Origin of the sequence: Limibacillus sp. MBR-115, assembly GCF_040549425.1 — a bacterium.
In the GTDB taxonomy this organism is placed as follows: Bacteria; Pseudomonadota; Alphaproteobacteria; order Kiloniellales; family CECT-8803; genus Limibacillus; species Limibacillus halophilus.
Map to the genome: position 1 here is coordinate 188,750 of NZ_JBEPTJ010000002.1, position 18,898 is coordinate 207,647.

An 18,898-nucleotide genomic window follows, 5' to 3' on the forward strand; every position below is an offset into this window, starting at 1 on the left:
GCTGTTGAATGATGTATTATTGAAGGGGAAGGCTGCTAGCGGAGGGACTCCGCCGGTCTGCGGGGTCCAAGGAGGTGTCATGGACCGCGACTTCGCCTTGTATCGTGACAGTGATGGACGGACCGGGATCCTGCGCCTGCAACCCGAGGGAGAAGGCTGGCGGGTGATTGGTATCGAGGAGGGCCTTGTTCGTTCCCCCCTCGCAAAGCACATTTCCCATGCCGATCTTTCGACGCGGCTGCTGACGCGAGAGGAGGCCTCGCTTGCTTTTCGAGAATGGCAGGCCGCCCTACGACTCTCCCAATCCTATGTCGTTCGCCCCTTCAGCCCCATCAAAGCCTGGCAGGCCCGTTGGGGCTGGCGTAGCGAAGCTCATGGCTGATACCGCAAAGACGTGCCTATACCTTGCTTAAGAGGAGGAACTCGGCGATTACTCGCTCGATCCTGTGATCAAGCGAGCGCCGCGATCGTAGGTGGCATAGGCCCAAACCCAGTCTAAGATCACCCCCAGCCGGTTCCTGTGGCCAATCAAAAAGTAAATGTGGATCAAGCTCCACAGCAGCCACGCGGGAAATCCGCTCAATCGCAGAGGCCCAAACTCGGCGACCGCGGCTTTACGGCCGAGCGTCGCAAGGTTGCCGTAGTTGCGATAGCGAAACGGCGGCAGTGGAGGCTGGGTATGAATATGGCGCACGATTGATCGTGCTGCGTAACGGCCCATCTGCTTCGCCGCAGGCGCCACTCCCGGCACGGCCACGGACCGCGCATCGACAAGCGACGCCGTATCTCCAACGACATAAATGCGCGGATCGTCAGGCAAGGTCAGATTTCCAGAAACCAGCACTCTTCCTGCGGCATCCCGGTTGCTGTTAAGCCAGCGCGCGGCAGGAGACGCCATGACGCCGGCGCTCCAAACCGCACAGTTGCTTTCGATCGTACTTCCGTCGGCAAGCTTGATGACCCCGGCATCAAGAGCGGCCACTGCAACTCCGGCCATAACTTCGACCCCCAGTGCTTCAAGCTGCTTGCGTGCAGCAAGCGACGAGGGCTCGGAGAAGGTTGGCAGCAAACGCGGACCGGCCTCCACCAGAATCACACGGGCCGTGCCCGGATCGATTCGGCGGAAGTCCTCGGCCAATGCCTTGCGGGCCAACTCGGCGATGGCGCCCGCCATCTCGACGCCCGTCGGGCCGCCGCCCACTACGACGAAAGTCAGCAGCCGCTGCACCTCCTCGTCACTGGTGGCGTTCTCCGCTTGCTCAAACGCGAGCAACACGCGACGGCGGATCGAGGTTGCGTCGTCAATCTTCTTGAGGCCGGGCGCCGTTTCCTCCCACTGGTCGTTGCCGTAATAGTTGTGCCGCGCTCCCGTGGCCACAATGAGGTAGTCGAACGCGAAGGTCTGCGTTTCCGTCGTCACCACGCGGCGATCGCGGTCGATGCCGACAACACGGTCCATGACGGAGCGTGTGTTCTTTTGCCCGCGGAGAATTCGCCGGATAGGCGCTGCTATTTGCGCCGGTGACAAGCCCGCTGTCGCAACCTGATAGAGCAATGGTTGAAACAGGTGGTAGTTGCGCCGGTCGATCACCGTGACTCGCAGCGGAAGCCCTGCAAGAGCCCTTGCGGCCGAAAGACCCCCGAAGCCAGCACCAATAATCACCACTTCCGGCAATCGACCGCCGTTTTCCTTGCTGCCAGACACAGCCACGATCCTACCTCCCTGCGGTCAGCAAGCGGGTCAGCAGATAATCACAGGAGAGAACCCCGCCGCCTCGCGCAATCAAGAGAATGAGAAGCGACGCCCAGAGCAGATGCTCGCCCCAGTTACCTGGGAAGACGAAAAGCTGGATCGTCGCCGTTACCCCAAGCAGGGCCAGAGCCCCAAACCGGGTCATCAAGCCAAAGAACAACAGGACCGCACCGCCCAACTCGGCCGCCGTGCCAAGCACGGCGGCAAGCTCCGGCGACAGCAAGGGAACCTGATATTCATAGGCAAAAAGCTGCTGGGTGATCTCCCAACTCGCGAGCTTCGATTGCGCCGATTTCCAGAACAGACTGGCCAGCGCCACCCGACCCATGACTTGGACGAGCGACAACGGTACGCATTCAACCGCCTCGACGACCCGTCGTAGCGCACGAGGGGCCGCCATATCGGCGATGGACCGAAGGGATAGAGTTTGCGAGTTCATAACGCACTTCCTTTCCTATTGATGGTTGGCATTGAGGGATATGCCGGTGACGAGCCCCTCTCCGAAAAGATCCAAAAGCTCGACCGCCAGATCGAAGAACCGATCACGGTTCAGCGCGACCCGGGCGGACTGCTCGATGCTGTACCCATGGGCCAGAGCGTGGCGAAAGGCGAAGGTTGCACGGCCCTGTTTCTGGAGGCGGACATTCCGCGCGTCCCGCTTGAGAATGTTGTAGGTCGTTTCGCGGAGCGGCACCGGCGGCGCGCTGGGATCGGCAGGTTCTCGAAGCTCTTCCCACAATGGCAAGACCGACCAGCGCAAAACGAGGAATTGAAGCGACGGCTGCAAATGCAGACGGACATCCGCGCCCTCCTTCAGGAGCTTGAACAGCACCTGCGGTTCCAGAGCGACGCACGCGCGTTCCAGCGCCGCTTGCGCAAAAGCCCACTCCAGGCGCGCGACATCCGCTAGATAGCGATACTCCCGGCACGCCGGGAAACGAGCGATGTAGTCCGGAAGCGCCGCGCCGTAGTGGGTAAGCCGAGGCTCGCTCGGCGGATTTGAACGAATGAAACCATCGGCGAGATAGGCAAAGAAGCGGTCGTCCACCAACCTGACCGTGACAGGAAAGGTCGCCTTCAAAGCAGCTGTCAGCGTCAACAACGTGGTGTCCCGATAAACGGCAATACGATCCTGGATCGCCTTATTGCCGATCACCGCATCATCCTGAATGGTTTCGGTTAATCCCGCAGGTTCTTTGCGGCCGAGGACGACATCGCTCAGGCGTCCTTGAATGCAATCAAGCGAAGACATCGCGAACCTCCTTCAGATTGAGCGCTTGTACGTGCCGTTGTGTTGTTTGGGTCCTAGGGGATGAACGTACACTCCTGTCACATTCGGTGGTGCAGTTCGCCGGTGTCCGTGCCGGGGTCGTTTCATCCCGATCGGCTGCGTTGCTTGACGCCACGCTGTCCGCAAGCAGATCGGCGCGCGCTGCCTCTTCCAGCAGAACCGTCAAGGGCGGAAGGGCGGAATCCCATTCAATCAAGGTCGGCTGCGGCCCGGTCATGTGCAGGGCCGCACAGTAGAGCGCCCAAACCGGGCGGGCCACGCGGGATCCGTGATCGTCAATGAGCAGGGGGCCCCCTTCGCCGTCGATCCGGCGATGACCGGCCAAGTGTATTTCGCCAACAGCGGTGGCAGGCAATGCCCGGAGGTATGCCAGAGCGTCCAAACCGAGATTGTGGGCCGTAACATAAACGTTGTTGACGTCGAGAAGCAGACCGCAACCGGTGCGCCGAACCAAGGCGGACAGGAACTCAGGCTCGCTCATTGTCGCGTGTTTGAAATCCAGATAGGCGGAGGGATTTTCGATCAGAACTCGACGCTGAAGCCGTTCCTGCAAGCGCTCGACATTCCGTGCGACAACCGAGAGCGCTTCTTCGGTAAGCGGCAAGGGTAGCAGGTTGTTGAGGTATGCGCCGTCATGGACCGACCAGGAAAGGTGCTCGGATACCTGGGCAGGCTGATAGCGTTCGACCACGGCCTGCAGGCGCGATAGATGCGTCTCGCAAATACCCTTGGCAGAGCCAAGTGAAAGCCCAACACCATGAAGGGAAATCGGGTAGGCGCTCCGAAGCGTCTCCAGATCATCGGCGGGGGCGCTGTCATTCATGAAGTTCTCTGCATGAACCTCCAGCCAGCCGACCGATGGCCGCCGCTCAAGCATCTCCGCGATGTGGGGGTGACGCAGGCCTATGCCCGCGTTGGCGGGGAGGCAAGATACTTGAGCGAATGCGGTCATGACAGTCTCCATCGGTCGGCGTGGCGGATCTTCGGCATTGCTTGCTTGCAGACTCAGCTGTTCTTGGGTTCGGTCGAGCCGCCCACAATTTTGCCGCACGCTCCGGCTGGCAGATAAATCCAGGCATCGGCCTGCTGGTCGGTCTTGGACGTACCGGCACAGGAGCTGTTTGCCGTCTGGCAGTCGTTCTTGCCTGCGCTGACGACGCCGTAGCACTTCTCGAACTTGAAATCCGGCTTCGGCGCCGGACCGGTCTGAGCGCTGGCGGTAGCTGCCGCCAAAGTGGCGGCGGCGGCGACGGCGGAAAGAACCAGGTGCTTCGTGTTGATCATTGGAAGTCTCCTCATTAAAGGTTGCGCTTTGCGTAGGTTCATCGGAGGCAAGGCGGTTGCCTGCCCTGCAACCAATGTCGTCCGCTGCCGTTTGAATCTGAAATGCCAATCAGTGATGGTTTCGATAGAGCTGACGTATCGGGCATCGAAGGCGATGAAAAAAACCTCCCGATTTCTCGGGAGGCTCCGGCAAACAGTCCGAAAGGTTCAGGGAGGGACGTGAATAGCTTGTGGGCTAGAGGAACCGCGCCTGGATATCGATCGTGGTTTCCTTGCCGATGTTCTCAAAGTTTTCCTGGAGCCAGAGTCCGGCCCGCTCGCGGCCCGTATCACGCAGCATGGTGAGAAAAGCCCAGTCGGCGTTGAGCTTGCTTCGGGCACCCAGTTCCAGCATTACATCATCGGCAGCGATCCCGTGTATCAGCATGCGCTTCAGATCAAGCTTGTTATCAACATCCTTATCGATCAGATCGCTGACGAAGGCGATCGCCCTCATTTCGCGCATGAGCGACGAGTTGAAGCTGATTTCGTTGATGCGACTCATAATCTCGCTCGAAGTGCGGGGCACTTCTTTTCTTTCCAGCGGGTTGATATGCACGATCAGCACATCCCTGGTCGCACAGCTATAGATCAGGGGGAAGATCACCGGATTCCCCATGTAACCGCCATCCCAGTAAGCCTCGCCGTCGATCTCGACCGCCTGGAACAAGAACGGAAGACAGGCGGAGGCCAGCACGGCATCGCTTGTTAGCTGGGCATTGTCGAACACCTTGATCTTACCTGTACGTACGTTCGTGGCCCCCAGGAACACCTGTACCGGACAGGCGGCATTCCGAAGCACGTCGAAATCGACCGACTGCTCAAGCACCCGGCGCAACGGGTTCACGTTGTAGGGGTTGAACTGGTAGGGCGAAAACAATCGCGAGACCACGTCGAACCAGAGAAACATGGGGGAATGGTCCAGCGACCAATCCTTCATCGCGCGGTCAAACTCCGACGGCTGTAGCATACCGAAGGCCGCCGCGTGGCTGATCCGACGCCAGAAGTTCGCAAGCGCCTTCTTCGCGCCTTCGCGGCCGCCCGCGGCCAAACCATAGGCCAGAACGACGGCGTTCATGGCGCCGGCGCTGGTGGCGGCAATGCCTTCGAATGAGAGGCGGTCATCTTCCAGTAAACGGTCGAGTACGCCCCAGGTGAACGCTCCATGGGCTCCGCCGCCCTGAAGTGCCAGGTTCAAGGTCTTGGTTCCAGGAACGCAGCCGCAAACACCGTGGTCCGGCATTTTGGTCCCGGATTGCGGCGATCTGGATGTCTGAACGTTCATCGCTTTTCTCCTTCTCCGGCCTCTCGGCATCGGGGGTTAATGCGCTGTCCAGCCGCCGTCGACTGGCAGGGCCGCGCCGGTGATCGACGCGCCGCCATCGGCGCAAAGGAATGCGGCAAGCGCGCCGATTTCCTCGACGGTTGCAAAACGCTTGTTGGGCTGCTGAGCCAGGAGGATCTGACGAATAACCTCCTCGCGCGGAATACCGTGATTCTTGGCTTGGTCCTCGATCTGCTTTTCCACCAGAGGAGTCCAGACGTAACCGGGACAAATGGCATTGCAGGTGACGCCCGCCTCCGCGCCTTCAAGAGCGACGCATTTGGTCAGGCCGACAATGCCGTGTTTGGCCGCCACGTAGGCTGCTTTGAACGGTGAGGCGATCAACCCGTGAGCGGAAGAAACATTCACGATCCGCCCCCAGCCACGTTGTTTCATGCCGGCGAAGACCAACCGGGTCATGTGGAAAGCCGAGGACAGGTTGATGGCGATGACCGCGTCCCACTTGTGCGGCGGGAAGCTCTCGACGGGCGATACGTGCTGGATACCTGCGTTGTTGACCAGAATATCGACCGGCCCGAGCGCATCGTTGGCGTGCGGCGACCATGCGCGCGATCTGTTCAGGATTGGACATGTCGGCGCCGTCGTATGCCACGTCGACATCATTCTGCAGGGAGAGCTCGCCGCGAATCCGCTCAATCTCCTCGGCGTCGCCGAAGCCGTTCAGCAACACTGCGGCACCATTCTCGGCAAGCGTTCGCGCTATGCCTAGCCCAATGCCGCTGGTAGAACCGGTCACGATCGCAACCCGGCCTTCCAGTGCGCGCCGGCGGCGTGCGGAGGGGCGAGTGGCGAAACTGGTGTCGTACATTTTTTACCTCCTATGAAAGGTGTTTGCCTGTCTGAAGGGGCAGGCTGATAGGAGGACGATGCGCTTATCCGGCTCGCTGGTGAAATGCCGCCGTGATATGATTTCGATAGCCAGGGAGTATTGGATAAAGATTGGCTCGTTGGTCCAAGATTGGAAAGTTGCGGTGAAAATGGCACCTCGAAAGGACTTAGCGCCATGGAGATGCATCACATCCGATACTTCCTCGCGGTCTGCGAAACATTGAATTTCACGCGGGCTGCGGAGAAGTGCAACGTCACTCAACCGGCGCTCAGCCGCGCCATTCAACAGCTTGAAGACGAGATCGGCGGCCTGCTTCTGCGCCGCGAAAGGGGTCTCACTCACATTACCGACCTCGGCGCGCTGCTCCGGCCGCGATTGGCACAGATCCTGGAAAGCGCCGAAGGCGCGAAACACGATGCAAAGCGTTTCCTGACCTTGGAGCAGGCAAGTGTGACTTTGGGTATCATGTGCACCGTCGGCCCCACCCGTTTCACCGGCCTGCTGGCCGACTTCCAAACCAGGCATCCAGGTATAGAGTTGAAGTTGATCGAGGGAATGCCGGGGGCGCTCTGCGAGCAGCTTGGCGCTGGCGAGCTGGACGTTGCGATCATGAGCGACCCGGACGGCTTTCCCGAACGTTTCAACAGCTATACCCTATACAGGGAACGCTTCGTTCTGGCCTTTCCCTTCGGCCACCGTTTTGCAGCCATGAGCGAGATTCCGGTCGCCGCAATCCACGGCGAGAATTATCTTCGGCGATTGAATTGCGAATACCGCGACAACTTGCTTTCGCTTTGCCAGGTGCAGCATGTGGGCTTGCATCTGGCTTACGCCAGCGAGCGTGAGGACTGGATTCAGAATATGGTCGCCGGCGGTCTGGGAATCTGTTTCATCCCCGAGTACAGCGCCGTCCTTCCGGGTATCAAGACGCGCCCCGTCGTCGAGCCGGATGTATGGCGGGAAATTTTACTGGTGACCGTTTCCGGGCGCCGCTTCTCGCCTGCGGTCGCCGCCTTCGTGCAGGCGGTCAAATCCTATAAGTGGGCGCCGCCCGCGAGTGGCGCGCGGCTAAGCGCCGCTTGAATCCGAATCGATAACCCTCAACGAAGACTGCGGGGCGTTGCCAGCCGCGTCGCGCATACCAGCGCCAGCAGCAACGCGACAGCCAATCCCGCAACGGTTGCCGGCCAGCCGAACAAACTGAAGAGCTGACCCAGGACAGCGCTACCGAAAAGACCTCCACAGTAATAGGACGCCAGATAGAGTCCGCTAGCCGCCCCGCGGTCACCGGTTGCGGCGCTGCTGACGTATCCGGTTGCAGCCGCCTGGGCGAAGAAGGTGCCGACGGCGACCAGCACAAGCCCCAGCAGGACCGCAGATAGGCTTGGCAAGAGCAACAGCGGCAAGCTGAAAAGCGCCAACGCCAGCGCACCCAGGAAGGTCGGCCGCGACCCGAAATGCTGTACGGCGCGACCGGCCAGGGGGGTGGTTATGATGGAGGGTAGAAAGACGAAGTAGACAAACCCAAGCTGCATGGCATCCAGCGCCAGCGGTTCGGCGACCAGCAGGAAATTCACATAGGTGAAGGTGCCGATGAAAACGAACAGGATCAAGAATCCCAGCAGAAAGGCCGGGCGCAACAGAGGGTTGCGCAGATGCTCAGCCCAGGCCGCGAAAATCGGCGGGCGCGGTCCGGCATCCGCCATCATAGGGGTGACTCCACGCAGGCTATAGAAGACCAGCAGAGCACCCGCCAGATTAAGTCCCGCAAGGATCGCGAAGTTGGCTGAAAGCCCAAGGTGATCGGCAATGGCCGCCGACATCAGTCGACCCAGGAAGTTACTGGCGACGTTACCGGTCACATAGGCGGCCAGGGCGCCCGCTTTCTCCTCGGCGCTGCATTGCTCCGCCAGATAGGCGACCGTCAGCGTGAAGGAGGCCGACATGAAGACGCCCTGCAGGACACGAAGGACCGTGAAGGTCGCCAGATCGGGCATGGTGGCCAGCAGCAGCGTCGGGACCGCCAGGAGTGACAGGCTCACCCAGATACCCTTGCGGCGATTGATGCGGCGGCTAAAGAGCGCCACCAGCAACCCAGAGACCGCCATACCGAACGTGCTGGCGTTGACGGCGACCCCCATCTCCGCCGGCGTCGCATCGTAGGCCGCCGCCAGGCTCGGCAGGATTGCCTGGGCGGCGAAAAGATCGATCAAGGTCAAGAAACTGATTACGCCGATCACGAGCGCCCGGATGCGGCGTGCAGTTGCTTGGCTGCCTCTGACGGTCGGGGGAAGCGTGGAAACGGGGGCTATGCTGGACATGGCGCAATTCCTTGCAACAAGAAGCGGCGTGGCGCCCAGTCGCAAGAACCGAAGTTGCTAGGACCAAGAGCGCCACGGACGCTAAACAACGGACGAGTAGAAGGGGATGACGCAGGAAGCCGAGTTGACGGCTGAGTCGCGGTCCTGATGTCACCGCCGATTACATGACCTTCGCGTCGTCCTTCTTGACGTGAAGGATGTCACTGGAGATCAGCACCACAGGTTCGTTGCTGTTGTTCTTCCACCAGTGCGCCAGCCCGACGGACTCCTTGGCCGCGTCGCCGGCCTTGTGCTCGATCGGCACCGCACAGTTGCTGGAGTATTCGGTGATGGCGCCGGACACGATGTAGATCAGCGCCGGACGCTCGCCGTGCGAATGCCAAGGCACGACACCGCCGGGCTCGACAACAAGACGGCGCATACGGAACTGCGTGTCTTCCAGTTTTACCGCCTGGGTTGCCAGGTCGATATGGCTCAGCACCGTGTCGGAAACGCCCTTGGGCTCGGTCTCGCCGGACTGGCGAACGCCCTGTTTAACCTGGTCGGTCGGGCATTCTCCGGCGGAAGCGCCGGGCGAAAGCAGGGCCGTCGCGCCGAGCAGCAGCCCGGCGACAAGAAACCGCGAACCGCGGCCGATAGCGAAGTGGGTCATGGCAGTAAACTCCTTTGCTCAAAGCCGGTTGCGCCGGACGCGGGCAACCTGATGAGCAAAGGTAGGGAAGGCACCGCCTCGCGTGAAATGCCGTTCCCCTGTCATTTCGATAACCGGAATGTATGGTGGGAAGAAAAAAGACAGGGCCCTCTCGCCAGGGCGGCATGTTTGGGAGGATGTGAATGATGGCCAGAGAGGAAAACTTCCAGCTGGAGGGCGATGCGCCGCACCTCTACGAGGCTGAAAAGGTTCCCGCAATCTTCAAGGCGCTTGCCGAAGCGACGCTCGAACGCGCTGGTGTCACTGCTGGTGCGCGCGTGCTTGACGTCGCTTGTGGAACGGGGATTGTGGCCCGTCTTGCCGCTGCGGCAATGCCGCCGGGCAGTCTCGTCGCCGGTATCGACCAGAACGCGGGGATGCTCCGCGTTGCTGCGGCGGTGGCCGAACAAAAGGGATTGGTCATAGACTGGCGGCAATGCGATGTCTGCGCCATGCCCTTCGCGTCCGCAAGCTTCGATCTGGTCTTTTGCCAACAGGGATTACAGTTTTTCCCGGACAGGGCCGGGGCATTGCGCGAGATGGCGCGTGTGCTGACTCCTCGTGGCCGCCTGGCGTTAACGGTCTGGAAGTCAGTCAGTCCCTATGGTGCGGCGCTTTCGAGAGCCCTCACCAAGTTTGTCAGCCGCCGCGCAGGAGAGCGCGCTCTGGCGCCCTTTTCATTCGATGAGACGGACGAAATTGCCGTCCTGGCGGGTCAGGCGGGATTCACAGACGTGAAGTCGGAATGCTTTACGATTCTGAGGCGGATGGGACCGGCCGAGGAGTCAATTCTAGCCGACATCGCAGGCATGCCCTACGCAGGCGAAGTGGCGGCAATTGCCGCCGACAAGAAAGCTGCTCTCGTCAATCAGGTCGCCGGAGACCTCAAAGATTTCAAAGTGCCGGGCGGGTACGCTATCCCCTGCGAAACCTTCCTCGTCACCGCCACGCGCGCGGCCTGAAGAACGACGCGGGCAACCTCGCGCCCAAGGGGGCTGCGCCAAGCCCGCCAGGTCGATGTGGTTCAGCGCCGTGTCGGCGACGCCCTGTTTCACCTGATCGGCCGGGCATTCGCCGCCAGAAGCGCCGATTGAAAGCAGGGCCGTTGCGCCGAGCGATTTATAATCATAACGGCATTATCTAATACAATTGAACAACGCTTGGTGGTAATTTTGTGTGGATCTAAAATCACGGAGGGTTGGATGAGAGTGCTTTTATTTGCGGCCTTAGTTGCGGTCTTCAGCCTTGGACCAAATCATGTAAGCGCGGGCAAGATGTCAACGCCCGTGCTTCAGAGCAAAGTTCTAGAACATGGCGGGGGATGTCGGAAAAGCTCGCCGCCCGGAAAATGCTGCCACATGGACCGGAAAGTCGGCATCGTACACTGCCACTAACGCAAAAAGCGGATCATCGTTCTGCAGAAAAGGCGGCGAAGGTTACCAGGGCTCTAACACCGAATTTTCGATGCTCTGCAATTAACCAGCGGGGCTCACTATGTGAGTTTAGCGAACCAACCTTGGATTCAAGAAATTTGTCCTGACCCTCAATCAACTGCTGGGAAGTCGGGGGCATCATTACCCGGCTGCCTAGATCAGGATCCAGAGATAGATCCCATAGCCAGCCAAGAAGGTGGCGCCTTCGAGGCGGCTAATACGCCAGCCCGTGACGGCAAAGCACACCAGCAGCAGGGCGGTCGCCAGCATGACCCAGATGTCGAAGGCCTTGATCTCCGGCGGCACGGGAACCGGTGCGACGGTTGCCGTCACGCCTGCGATTCCAAGGATGTTGAAGATATTGCTGCCGACGATGTTACCGAGCGCCACATCGCCCTGGCGGCGGATGGCCGCTAGCACCGAAACCGCCAATTCCGGCAAGGAGGTGCCCACGGCGACGAGAGTCAGGCCGATTACGCTCTCCGACACGCCGAGTTCCCGTGACAAAACAACAGCGGAACCGACCAGTAGGTTGGCACCCACCACTACGGCCGCAATTCCCCCAAAGGCGACCAGTAGGGCAAAAGGCAGAGCCATGCCTCCCGGTTTTCGTGGCGCCAAAACCTCTCCCTCGGCCAAATGCATGCGGGCGGAGGCGTCCTCTCGCCTGCGTTCCGCCAAGAAGGTCCAAACCGTGTAAGCCGCTAGCAGGCCGAGGAAGACAATCCCGATTAGGTTGGACAGCGTGCCCAGAATGCTGACCGCCACGAGCAGTAGGCTCGCCCCGACCAGCACCGTGCCGTCACGATGGAACGCCGCCGGTGTTATCGAGAGCGGCAGGATTACGGCGGAGACTCCCAGGATCAGCAGAATGTTGGCGATGTTGCTGCCGACGATGTTGCCGACCGCGATTCCCGGGGCACCGATGAAAGCGGCCTCCAGGCTGGCTACGAGTTCCGGGGTTGAAGTTCCGAAACCGACGAGTGTCAGCCCGATCAGAAGGGGCGAGACGTTGAGCCGCTGCGCCGCCTCAACGGCTCCCTTCACCAAGGCTTCGCCGCCGCCCAGGAGCAGCAATAGGCCCGCCGTCAGTTCCAGCCAAACCAAAGAATCCTCCCTTGGAAATCTCCCGCTCTGTAGCGCACGCTCGATGAGACGGCTTACACCCTGTATCAGGGCCAAGAAGATGTCGTGACGACCTGACGGAAACTCAAGAGAACGATGACGCCGCCGACCAGGGTCATGATCAAGCGCTCTGGCAGATACCGGGCGGCATAGGCAGCGACCGGAGCGGCCAGGACACCGCCCACAATGAGACCTCCGATGATCGGCCAGGGCTGTAGACCTATGGTACCAAGGAACGTGACCGAAACTACGGATGCGACGAAAAACTCGGCCGCGTTGGAGGAACCTATGGCAAGGCGCGGTGTTAGTCCCCGCCCGACCAGTGTTGAAGTGACGATCGCCCCCCATCCGCCGCCGCCAGCCGCATCCAGGAACCCGCCGATAGCACCCAACAAAACCATGTGACGCATCGGCTGCCCACTGTCGCTCCGACGTGGCCGCAACGCTTTGATCAGGATAATGCAGCCCATCACCAGAAGGTAGGCACTAACCGTCAGCATGATCACGTCACCGGGAGATATCACAAGGACGTAGGCCCCGGTCGCGCCGCCAAGCATGCCAGAGAAGGCGAGTGCAGCAACAAGGCGCGGACGGATGTTGCCGAGCCGCCAGTGTGAGAGAGCGGAAGCGCTAGTGGTGAATACCTCTGCCACATGAACGCTGGCGCTGGCCGTGGCTGGTCCCACCCCCAGACCCAGCAGCACGCTCATACTGGTCAGGCCATAGGCCATGCCGATGGCGCCGTCCACTAGCTGGGCCAAGAAACCGACCGCGACGAAGAGCAGAAAGTCCTGCATCGCACCCTCCGCCAGTAGAGAGAGCATTCTACTCTGGAGGAAGTCTGTCCGATATCGCGCTTAAAGGCAGGCTAGCAGGAATGAAAAGTGGCGTCCCCGGCAGGATTCGAACCTGCGACCCTCAGATTAGGAATCTGATGCTCTATCCTGCTGAGCTACGGGGACAGCAGCCGGATGGCGGCGGTTATACAAGAAGGCGGCCCGCCACGTCGAGCCTTCTGGTGCGGCATCCTTCCTCGGCGACCGCTCATGAACTGCCCAAGCCAGGCCAGGTCAGGCCGCCCCGCGCCGTCAGTTGCCGGTCAGGCTGTGCAGCGGCACCATGTAATAGAGGCTGAGGACCTCGGTGCCGGGATTGCGGTCGCCGATACCGGCGTTCGAGAGGTGGCTGACGGCAACGCCCAGCCTCGCCTTGTCGTCGAAGATATAGGAAAGCTCGGCCTGGGAGCGGAACTCAAGCTCGCTGCCGAGGTCCTTGCCGTCGCCTTCGCTGTAATAGCCGGGTCCCGAGCTCAAGGTAAGCGCCACATGATTCCCAAGCTTGAAGTCAAGCGCCAGACCGGCGCCCGCCCACACCGAACCGTCACTGGTGACTTCCAATCCCGCGAAGGGCTTCAAGATGTCAAAGAAGCCTTGCCCGTGACGATATTCGATCCGGAAATCGGCCGCCTCGTCGTCGCCCAGATTGAAGTCGTACCAACCCACGCCCAGCGCAAGGAGGGAGGGATCGGACTCCTGCGCCGCCGCCGGTCCCGCAAAGCCGGTTGCACCCAGCAGGCCCGCCAGGGCCGTCGCAATGGTCAGACTCTTAAAGTGTCCCATCTTCCCCCTAGGCTCCTCGTTGTTATTGGTTGCGCTCAAAACCCTACTGAACCCGTGGTGCCTTCACAACCGGGTTTTGAAGGATTCGGTCGCGCCGACCAGCGCGCGGCGGATCCCCGGCTCCAAGGCGGAATGACCCGCATCGTGGATAATCTCCAGCCGCGCTTCGGGCCAGGCGGTCTTCAGGTCGTGTGCCGAGATCGCCGGACAGACGATGTCGTAACGACCCTGAACGATCACAGCGGGAATATCGCGAATGGCGCCGATCCGGTCCAGCAACTGGTTAGGCTCCAGGAAAACGCCATGTATGAAATAGTGGGCCTCCAGACGCGCCAGGGCCAGCGCCTTGGACGCACTGGCAAAGGCGGTAACGGTATCGGCGGAGGGCAACAAGGTCACGCAGCGCCCCTCGTACTGGGCCCAGGCCCGGGCGGCGGGTAGGTGGACAGCCGGGTCAGGGTCGTTCAGGCGGCGATAGTAACTGGCCAGGATGTCGCTCCGCTCAACCGCTTCCAGGGGGGCCATGAAATCGGCCCAGGCCTCGGGGAAAATCTGCTGGATTCCGGTCAGGAACCAATCGATCTCGGGCGCGCGACCCAGGAAGATGCCGCGCAGCACCAGTTCGCTCACCCGCGCGGGCTGCGCCTGGGCGTAGGCCAACGCCAGGGTCGAGCCCCAGGAGCCGCCGAACACCATCCAGCGTTCAATCCCCAGCGTCTCGCGCAGCAACTCGATGTCGGCGATCAGATGCTGTGTCGTGTTGTCCTTGATCTCGGCATAAGGTCGTGACCGACCGGCGCCGCGCTGATCGAACAACACGATCAGGTAGTGCGCCGGGTCGAAGAAACGCCGGTGTTCGGGCCCGCAACCGGCCCCCGGGCCCCCATGCAGGAAGATAACCGGCTTACCCTTCGGGTTGCCGCAAACTTCCCAGTAGATAGAGTGGTGGGTGTCGACCGGCATATATCCCTGGTCATAGGGCTCAATCGACGGAAAGAGGTCTTGTTGCACCTTGTTTGCATCCCTCATCGAAGCTTGCCTCATAGCGTTGGCAAAGCATATCGGGGCCGTAGGGCTTTTGCACCCTTGCAGTGGAGAGGCTATTGGAAAAACCCTGCTTTGGTGACAAGACGGCTGCTGACCCTTTTGTTTGTCGTCGCCCTGGCACAGGCTTCCGATATGACAAGCGCCGCACAGAGCCCGGAGGATGAACTCACACTTCCATCAGACCTGTCTGTCGCTGAATGGGGACGCGTGATCGAGGTGATCGACGGGGATACCCTGGTTCTGGCGACCGGAAAGCAGGTGCGGTTGGTCGGGATTCAGGCCCCCAAGCTGCCACTGGGGCGGCGCGGGTTCACCGCCTGGCCGCTGGCGCCCGAAGCAAAGGTCGCGCTGGAAGTCTTGACCCTGGGACGCGAGGTCGGGCTGGCTGAAGGCGACGGAGCCACACGTGACCGACACGACCGTAGGTTGGCCCATCTGGTAACGCGCGAAGGTCTCTGGATTCAGGGTCGCTTGCTGGAGATGGGATTGGCCCGGGTCTACAGCTTTTCGGACAACCGCGCCGGCGTGGCGCAGATGCTAAGCATCGAGCGGGCGGCGCGGGCCAGCGGCCGGGGTATCTGGAGCCACCCTTTTTACGGGTTGCGCAAGGCCAACGATCACGACGCCCTCTGGCCTCTGATCGATTCCTTTCAAATCATCGCGGGCCGCGTGGCGGCGGTTCACGAAGCCAAGTCGGCGACCTATATCAATTTTGGTGAGGACTGGCGTAGCGACTTCAGTCTTCGCATCGCCTCGGCCGACCGGCGCGCCTTTCGCGACGCGGGCATCGACTTGACGGCACTGGCGGGCAAGCTGGTGCGTGTACGCGGGTGGTTGAGCGCCTATAATGGCCCGTCATTGAAGGTTGACCACCCTGAACAGCTGGAGATTCTAGATTGATGATGTCCCGTATGAGCCCTTCCTTGTCCAAACTGCTCGCAACCGGGTTGCTGCTGGTAACGCTGGCCGCTTGCAGTACCGCGCCCGGCACGGGTCGGAGCATCTTTACCGGCGGCATGTCCTCGGAAGATGAGCTTAATCTGGGGGCGCAGGAACATCCGAAGATGGTTGGCGCATTCGGCGGGCGTTACGACGATCCCGCTCTGCAGGCCTACATCGACAGCATCGGGCAACTTCTGGTCAAAACCTCCGAGACACCGAACGCCACCTTCACTTTCACTCTGCTTGATTCGCCGATCGTCAACGCCTTCGCGCTGCCGGGCGGTTACGTCTATGTGACGCGAGGGCTCGTCGGGCTGGCGGAAAACGAGGCCCAGCTTGCCGGTGTGCTGGCGCATGAAATCGGTCATGTCACGGCCCGACACAGTGCCGAGCGTTATGGCTCGACGGTACTGGCCAGTGTGGGCGTTGCCGCAGTCGGCATCTTGACCGGCAGCGGCGCCGCCGCCAACGCCGGCGGCACGGCAGCCCAACTCGCGCTCTCCAGCTATTCGCGCGGGCAGGAATCCGAAGCCGACGAGCTCGGCATCCGCTACATGTCGCGCGCGGTCTACGACCCGGATGCGATGGCGGGATTCCTGGAGAATTTGCAGGCAAACGACCGATTGGAGGCCACGCTGTCCGGCAAGCCGGAAGCCGCCGACAATTTCAACCTCTTGCAAACCCATCCGCGCACCGCCGACCGGATACGCGAGGCGGCAGCCAGGGCTGGCGGCATCAAAGTTCAAGACCCGATCCAAGCCCGCGACATTTATTACGCAAAAATCGACGGTATGGTTTACGGCGACAGCCGGGCGCAGGGCCTGGTCAGAGGGCAGCGCTTTATCCATCCGGAGCTACGTTTCGCCTTCGAGGTGCCGGCAGGGTTCCGGCTGACCAATACGCCGTCCTCAGTGATTGCAAGGCACCCGGACGGCGCAGCGATCGCCTTTGACAACGCACCAAAGAAGGAAGCGCAGAACACCGAGGTTGGAAATTACCTGTCCCGGGTGTGGGCCGCCAAACTCAATTTGAAGGATTTTGAGCGCATCACCATAAACGGTCTGGCCGCGGCAACCGCGACCAGCCGGATCAACACGCGCCAAGGCCCACGGGACCTGCGGCTTCTGGCTGTCCGCTTGGACAGTGATAGCATTTACCGGTTCCTTTTCTTCACGCCCACCGCGCAGACCGCCGCGTTGGCGAATGACTTGAGGGAAACGACCTACAGCTTCCGCAGGTTGAGCGAAGCCGAAGCCGCGGCAATCCAGCCCTACCGCATCCGTATTCATGAGGTTAGAAAAGGGGAAACCCTGTCCGGACTGGCCGCAACGCTTCCATTTCCAGACCACAGGGAAGACCGGTTGCGCGTGCTAAACGGTCTAGCCGCGGGCGAGCAACTTCTCGTCGGGCAAAAGATCAAGCTGATCGCCGAATACTAGACGGCGATCAAACTTCAATGGAATCCTGCAGCGCGCCTTCGCTATCCAGGCAGGCGGCGATGAGCGGCCCACCAAAGCCGCAGCCAGCATCGAGTGTTGCGCGATGGTCTTCCAGCAATAAGCCCGGATGATCGGCGGCGAAACCCCGAACAACCCGCCGATAATTCCCATAGGGCTCGGAGATGCGCTGAAAACCCTGACCGCCCCACCAGAAGGTGTCCTTCTGGGCGTCCAGCGGACGCTCGGGCGCTATGCCGGCATGGACGAATAATAGGGCGCCGTCGTCGGTGAAGGCAGCGCGCCGGAGGGCGGCGAAAAACTGGTAATGCCCCGGGTGCTTCTGCATTTGCTGGCGAAGCTGGCCGGACCACCGCGTGATGCTAATGACACCGCCACTGGCGGCGCGTTCAGCTTCGGCGCGCGTGCTTGCGTAAGCCTCAATGGTCGCCCCGACGCCCTGCTGCAACATCCATGCCAACACCGACCTGGGGTCGGTTGCGAATTGGAGTTGCAGCATCTTTTGCCACATCTCCTCCTGGCTGCCGCGCAGATAGGCTAGATCGCAGACCAAAGCGCCCGGGCGCGAAAGAAAAAGACGGCGAAACGAAATCGCTTCGTCCAAGGTCTCGCTGACTTGCGACCCGCGGCCGATAAGGTTGCCCAGGTAAACCAACTGATCGCCCGGTTGCAGCTTGTCCGCCAGGATGTCGTGGAGTGCCATCAGGCGCGTTGCCTCGCCGTGGACGCTACCGACCGCCCACACGCGGCGACCGCCCTTGAGCACGGCAAACTTCTGCCGGTTTGTTGTTACAGCCTTTGTCGGGTTAACTTCGACCAACGAGCGCTCCTGATCGAACGAAAAGAGCCGGATGGAGTTTTCTTCCATCCGGCCCGAATCCATCGGGTCCCTCTAGCCTACGGACCCTTGCGCTGCGATCAAGCGCCGTTTAGGCGGCTGACAGCAGCTTTTCCAGTTTTTCTGCTGCCTTGATCTCGTCGATCTTCTCCAGCGCCGCCAATTCGCGGGCAAGACGCTCGACTGCAGCCTGATACATCTGACGTTCGCTATAAGACTGCTCCGGCTGATCGTCGCCACGGTGCAAATCACGCACGACTTCGGCGATGGCCACCGGATCACCCGAGTTGATCTTGGCTTCATACTCCTGCGCGCGACGGCTCCACATGGTCCGCTTCACGCGGCTGCGGCCCTTCAGGGTCTGCAGAGCGGCATCCATCAGCTTGCGGCTGGAAAGCTTACGCAAGCCAGAGTTCTGCGCCTTCGTTACAGGGACCCGAAGCGTCATCCGGTCCTTGTCGAACTTGATCACGATGAGTTCAAGCGAAACGCCTGAAATTTCTTGGGTCTGCACGCAGGTAACCCGACCGACGCCGTGAGTCGGGTAAACCACGTAATCACCGGCGGAAAATTCCATTTCATTGCTCATAATGCGGGGTCTCTTTCGTCCCTCAGTTCTATCCGGACCGAATTGGTTTCGGTCAACCTACAGCGATGACGCAACGGCTTTTGCTGCCGATTAACGCGTCACCAGACCTTTATGGCGCCCCCCATTTAAGGACGGCGCCGGTCCGAATAAACACGATGAATGATACGCAACCGCTGTTCCTCTATGCGCTTGCGCTGCCCAGGGACCGGTTCGCCAGCCCGAACGGACGGAGGGCCATACTTCCGGTTTGTCACTAAACCATCATACCCGTAAACGCGCCGGATTTCAACTGATG

At 60.8% G+C, this 18,898-nt stretch carries 20 protein-coding genes, 1 tRNA gene and 1 pseudogene; 5 read left to right on the forward strand and 17 right to left on the reverse strand.

All coding sequences use genetic code 11. The features are described from left to right. Positions 1–79: 79 nt before the first annotated feature. Positions 80–382: a hypothetical protein gene (locus ABIE63_RS04485; RefSeq protein ID WP_183414750.1), complete on the forward strand. Its 303-nt coding sequence runs from the start codon at positions 80–82 to the stop codon at positions 380–382. Between the two features lie 48 nt (positions 383–430). Here ABIE63_RS04485 and ABIE63_RS04490 read toward each other — a convergent pair whose 3' ends face one another. The 8 genes and pseudogenes from ABIE63_RS04490 to ABIE63_RS04525 all read right to left on the reverse strand — a co-directional run. Further along, positions 431–1,711: an NAD(P)/FAD-dependent oxidoreductase gene (locus ABIE63_RS04490; protein ID WP_354503179.1), complete on the reverse strand. Its 1,281-nt coding sequence runs from the start codon at positions 1,709–1,711 to the stop codon at positions 431–433. Between the two features lie 4 nt (positions 1,712–1,715). Further along, positions 1,716–2,192 (reverse strand): DoxX family protein, encoded by a 477-nt coding sequence (locus ABIE63_RS04495; protein ID WP_354503181.1) that lies wholly within the window; start codon positions 2,190–2,192, stop codon positions 1,716–1,718. A 15-nt stretch (positions 2,193–2,207) separates the two neighbouring features. Then, positions 2,208–3,005 (reverse strand): DNA-binding domain-containing protein, encoded by a 798-nt coding sequence (locus ABIE63_RS04500; protein WP_354503183.1) that lies wholly within the window; start codon positions 3,003–3,005, stop codon positions 2,208–2,210. After that, entirely contained in the window at positions 2,992–3,996 is a 1,005-nt protein-coding gene (locus ABIE63_RS04505; protein ID WP_354503184.1) for a DUF692 domain-containing protein, read from the reverse strand. Before ABIE63_RS04505 ends, ABIE63_RS04500 begins: the two co-directional genes overlap by 14 nt. Positions 3,997–4,049: 53 nt before the next feature. Beyond that, entirely contained in the window at positions 4,050–4,328 is a 279-nt protein-coding gene (locus ABIE63_RS04510) for a DUF2282 domain-containing protein (protein WP_354503186.1), read from the reverse strand. Positions 4,329–4,563: 235 nt separating this feature from the next. After that, complete coding sequence (locus ABIE63_RS04515) at positions 4,564–5,652, reverse strand: patatin-like phospholipase family protein (protein WP_354503188.1); 1,089 nt, start codon at positions 5,650–5,652, stop codon at positions 4,564–4,566. A gap of 36 nt (positions 5,653–5,688) precedes the next feature. Continuing rightward, positions 5,689–6,315, reverse strand: a complete 627-nt coding sequence (locus ABIE63_RS04520) for a 3-hydroxybutyrate dehydrogenase (RefSeq protein WP_354503190.1) — start codon at positions 6,313–6,315, stop codon at positions 5,689–5,691. Beyond that, positions 6,305–6,520, reverse strand: a pseudogene (locus tag ABIE63_RS04525) (SDR family NAD(P)-dependent oxidoreductase); the annotation flags it as partial. The gene ABIE63_RS04520 and the pseudogene ABIE63_RS04525, both read right to left, overlap by 11 nt. A gap of 195 nt (positions 6,521–6,715) precedes the next feature. Here ABIE63_RS04525 and ABIE63_RS04530 point away from each other — a divergent pair. Next, positions 6,716–7,624, forward strand: a complete 909-nt coding sequence (locus ABIE63_RS04530) for a LysR family transcriptional regulator (RefSeq protein ID WP_354503193.1) — start codon at positions 6,716–6,718, stop codon at positions 7,622–7,624. A gap of 17 nt (positions 7,625–7,641) precedes the next feature. On the opposite strand, the gene ABIE63_RS04535 is transcribed toward ABIE63_RS04530, so the two are convergent. Continuing rightward, complete coding sequence (locus ABIE63_RS04535) at positions 7,642–8,862, reverse strand: MFS transporter (RefSeq protein WP_354503196.1); 1,221 nt, start codon at positions 8,860–8,862, stop codon at positions 7,642–7,644. A 160-nt stretch (positions 8,863–9,022) separates the two neighbouring features. Beyond that, on the reverse strand, positions 9,023–9,514 hold the full coding sequence (locus ABIE63_RS04540; RefSeq protein WP_354503198.1) for a cupin domain-containing protein: 492 nt from the start codon (positions 9,512–9,514) through the stop codon (positions 9,023–9,025). A gap of 182 nt (positions 9,515–9,696) precedes the next feature. On the opposite strand from ABIE63_RS04540, the gene ABIE63_RS04545 reads away from it, so the two are divergent. Next, positions 9,697–10,515, forward strand: coding sequence for a methyltransferase domain-containing protein (locus ABIE63_RS04545; protein ID WP_354503199.1), 819 nt, complete (start codon positions 9,697–9,699; stop codon positions 10,513–10,515). A gap of 624 nt (positions 10,516–11,139) precedes the next feature. On the opposite strand, the gene ABIE63_RS04550 is transcribed toward ABIE63_RS04545, so the two are convergent. From ABIE63_RS04550 to pip, 5 genes are all read right to left on the reverse strand, one after another. Next, positions 11,140–12,093: a calcium/sodium antiporter gene (locus ABIE63_RS04550; RefSeq protein WP_354503201.1), complete on the reverse strand. Its 954-nt coding sequence runs from the start codon at positions 12,091–12,093 to the stop codon at positions 11,140–11,142. 65 nt (positions 12,094–12,158) lie between these two features. Then, entirely contained in the window at positions 12,159–12,908 is a 750-nt protein-coding gene (locus ABIE63_RS04555) for a sulfite exporter TauE/SafE family protein (RefSeq protein ID WP_354503204.1), read from the reverse strand. A gap of 88 nt (positions 12,909–12,996) precedes the next feature. After that, positions 12,997–13,073 (reverse strand) — tRNA-Arg (locus tag ABIE63_RS04560). A gap of 126 nt (positions 13,074–13,199) precedes the next feature. Next, on the reverse strand, positions 13,200–13,730 hold the full coding sequence (locus ABIE63_RS04565) for an acyloxyacyl hydrolase (protein WP_354503207.1): 531 nt from the start codon (positions 13,728–13,730) through the stop codon (positions 13,200–13,202). A gap of 63 nt (positions 13,731–13,793) precedes the next feature. After that, entirely contained in the window at positions 13,794–14,759 is a 966-nt protein-coding gene (gene pip / locus ABIE63_RS04570) for a prolyl aminopeptidase (RefSeq protein WP_354503209.1), read from the reverse strand. A 93-nt stretch (positions 14,760–14,852) separates the two neighbouring features. On the opposite strand from pip, the gene ABIE63_RS04575 reads away from it, so the two are divergent. Together ABIE63_RS04575 and ABIE63_RS04580 are read left to right on the forward strand one after the other, a co-directional pair. Continuing rightward, positions 14,853–15,677: a thermonuclease family protein gene (locus ABIE63_RS04575; protein ID WP_354503211.1), complete on the forward strand. Its 825-nt coding sequence runs from the start codon at positions 14,853–14,855 to the stop codon at positions 15,675–15,677. Then, positions 15,677–17,158 (forward strand): M48 family metalloprotease, encoded by a 1,482-nt coding sequence (locus tag ABIE63_RS04580; protein WP_354503213.1) that lies wholly within the window; start codon positions 15,677–15,679, stop codon positions 17,156–17,158. Before ABIE63_RS04575 ends, ABIE63_RS04580 begins: the two co-directional genes overlap by 1 nt. A 7-nt stretch (positions 17,159–17,165) precedes the next feature. On the opposite strand, the gene ABIE63_RS04585 is transcribed toward ABIE63_RS04580, so the two are convergent. Next, a complete protein-coding gene (locus ABIE63_RS04585; RefSeq protein ID WP_354503215.1) occupies positions 17,166–18,059 on the reverse strand; it encodes a hypothetical protein in 894 nt (297 codons plus the stop codon). Positions 18,060–18,105: 46 nt separating this feature from the next. After that, a complete protein-coding gene (locus ABIE63_RS04590; RefSeq protein ID WP_183414780.1) occupies positions 18,106–18,603 on the reverse strand; it encodes a CarD family transcriptional regulator in 498 nt (165 codons plus the stop codon). Between the last annotated feature and the right edge of the window lie 295 nt (positions 18,604–18,898).

Bases quoted from the DNA above. Each gene is read 5' to 3' on its own strand.
- ABIE63_RS04485 (WP_183414750.1), top strand. From the start codon at position 80: ATGGACCGCGACTTCGCCTTGTATCGTGACAGTGATGGACGGACCGGG.
- ABIE63_RS04495 (WP_354503181.1), bottom strand. From the start codon at position 2,192: ATGAACTCGCAAACTCTATCCCTTCGGTCCATCGCCGATATGGCGGCC.
- ABIE63_RS04500 (WP_354503183.1), bottom strand. From the start codon at position 3,005: ATGTCTTCGCTTGATTGCATTCAAGGACGCCTGAGCGATGTCGTCCTC.
- ABIE63_RS04505 (WP_354503184.1), bottom strand. From the start codon at position 3,996: ATGACCGCATTCGCTCAAGTATCTTGCCTCCCCGCCAACGCGGGCATA.
- ABIE63_RS04510 (WP_354503186.1), bottom strand. From the start codon at position 4,328: ATGATCAACACGAAGCACCTGGTTCTTTCCGCCGTCGCCGCCGCCGCC.
- ABIE63_RS04515 (WP_354503188.1), bottom strand. From the start codon at position 5,652: ATGAACGTTCAGACATCCAGATCGCCGCAATCCGGGACCAAAATGCCG.
- ABIE63_RS04520 (WP_354503190.1), bottom strand. From the start codon at position 6,315: ATGATGTCGACGTGGCATACGACGGCGCCGACATGTCCAATCCTGAAC.
- ABIE63_RS04530 (WP_354503193.1), top strand. From the start codon at position 6,716: ATGGAGATGCATCACATCCGATACTTCCTCGCGGTCTGCGAAACATTG.
- ABIE63_RS04535 (WP_354503196.1), bottom strand. From the start codon at position 8,862: ATGTCCAGCATAGCCCCCGTTTCCACGCTTCCCCCGACCGTCAGAGGC.
- ABIE63_RS04540 (WP_354503198.1), bottom strand. From the start codon at position 9,514: ATGACCCACTTCGCTATCGGCCGCGGTTCGCGGTTTCTTGTCGCCGGG.
- ABIE63_RS04545 (WP_354503199.1), top strand. From the start codon at position 9,697: ATGATGGCCAGAGAGGAAAACTTCCAGCTGGAGGGCGATGCGCCGCAC.
- ABIE63_RS04555 (WP_354503204.1), bottom strand. From the start codon at position 12,908: ATGCAGGACTTTCTGCTCTTCGTCGCGGTCGGTTTCTTGGCCCAGCTA.
- ABIE63_RS04565 (WP_354503207.1), bottom strand. From the start codon at position 13,730: ATGGGACACTTTAAGAGTCTGACCATTGCGACGGCCCTGGCGGGCCTG.
- pip (WP_354503209.1), bottom strand. From the start codon at position 14,759: ATGAGGGATGCAAACAAGGTGCAACAAGACCTCTTTCCGTCGATTGAG.
- ABIE63_RS04580 (WP_354503213.1), top strand. From the start codon at position 15,677: ATGATGTCCCGTATGAGCCCTTCCTTGTCCAAACTGCTCGCAACCGGG.
- ABIE63_RS04585 (WP_354503215.1), bottom strand. From the start codon at position 18,059: ATGGATTCGGGCCGGATGGAAGAAAACTCCATCCGGCTCTTTTCGTTC.
- ABIE63_RS04590 (WP_183414780.1), bottom strand. From the start codon at position 18,603: ATGAGCAATGAAATGGAATTTTCCGCCGGTGATTACGTGGTTTACCCG.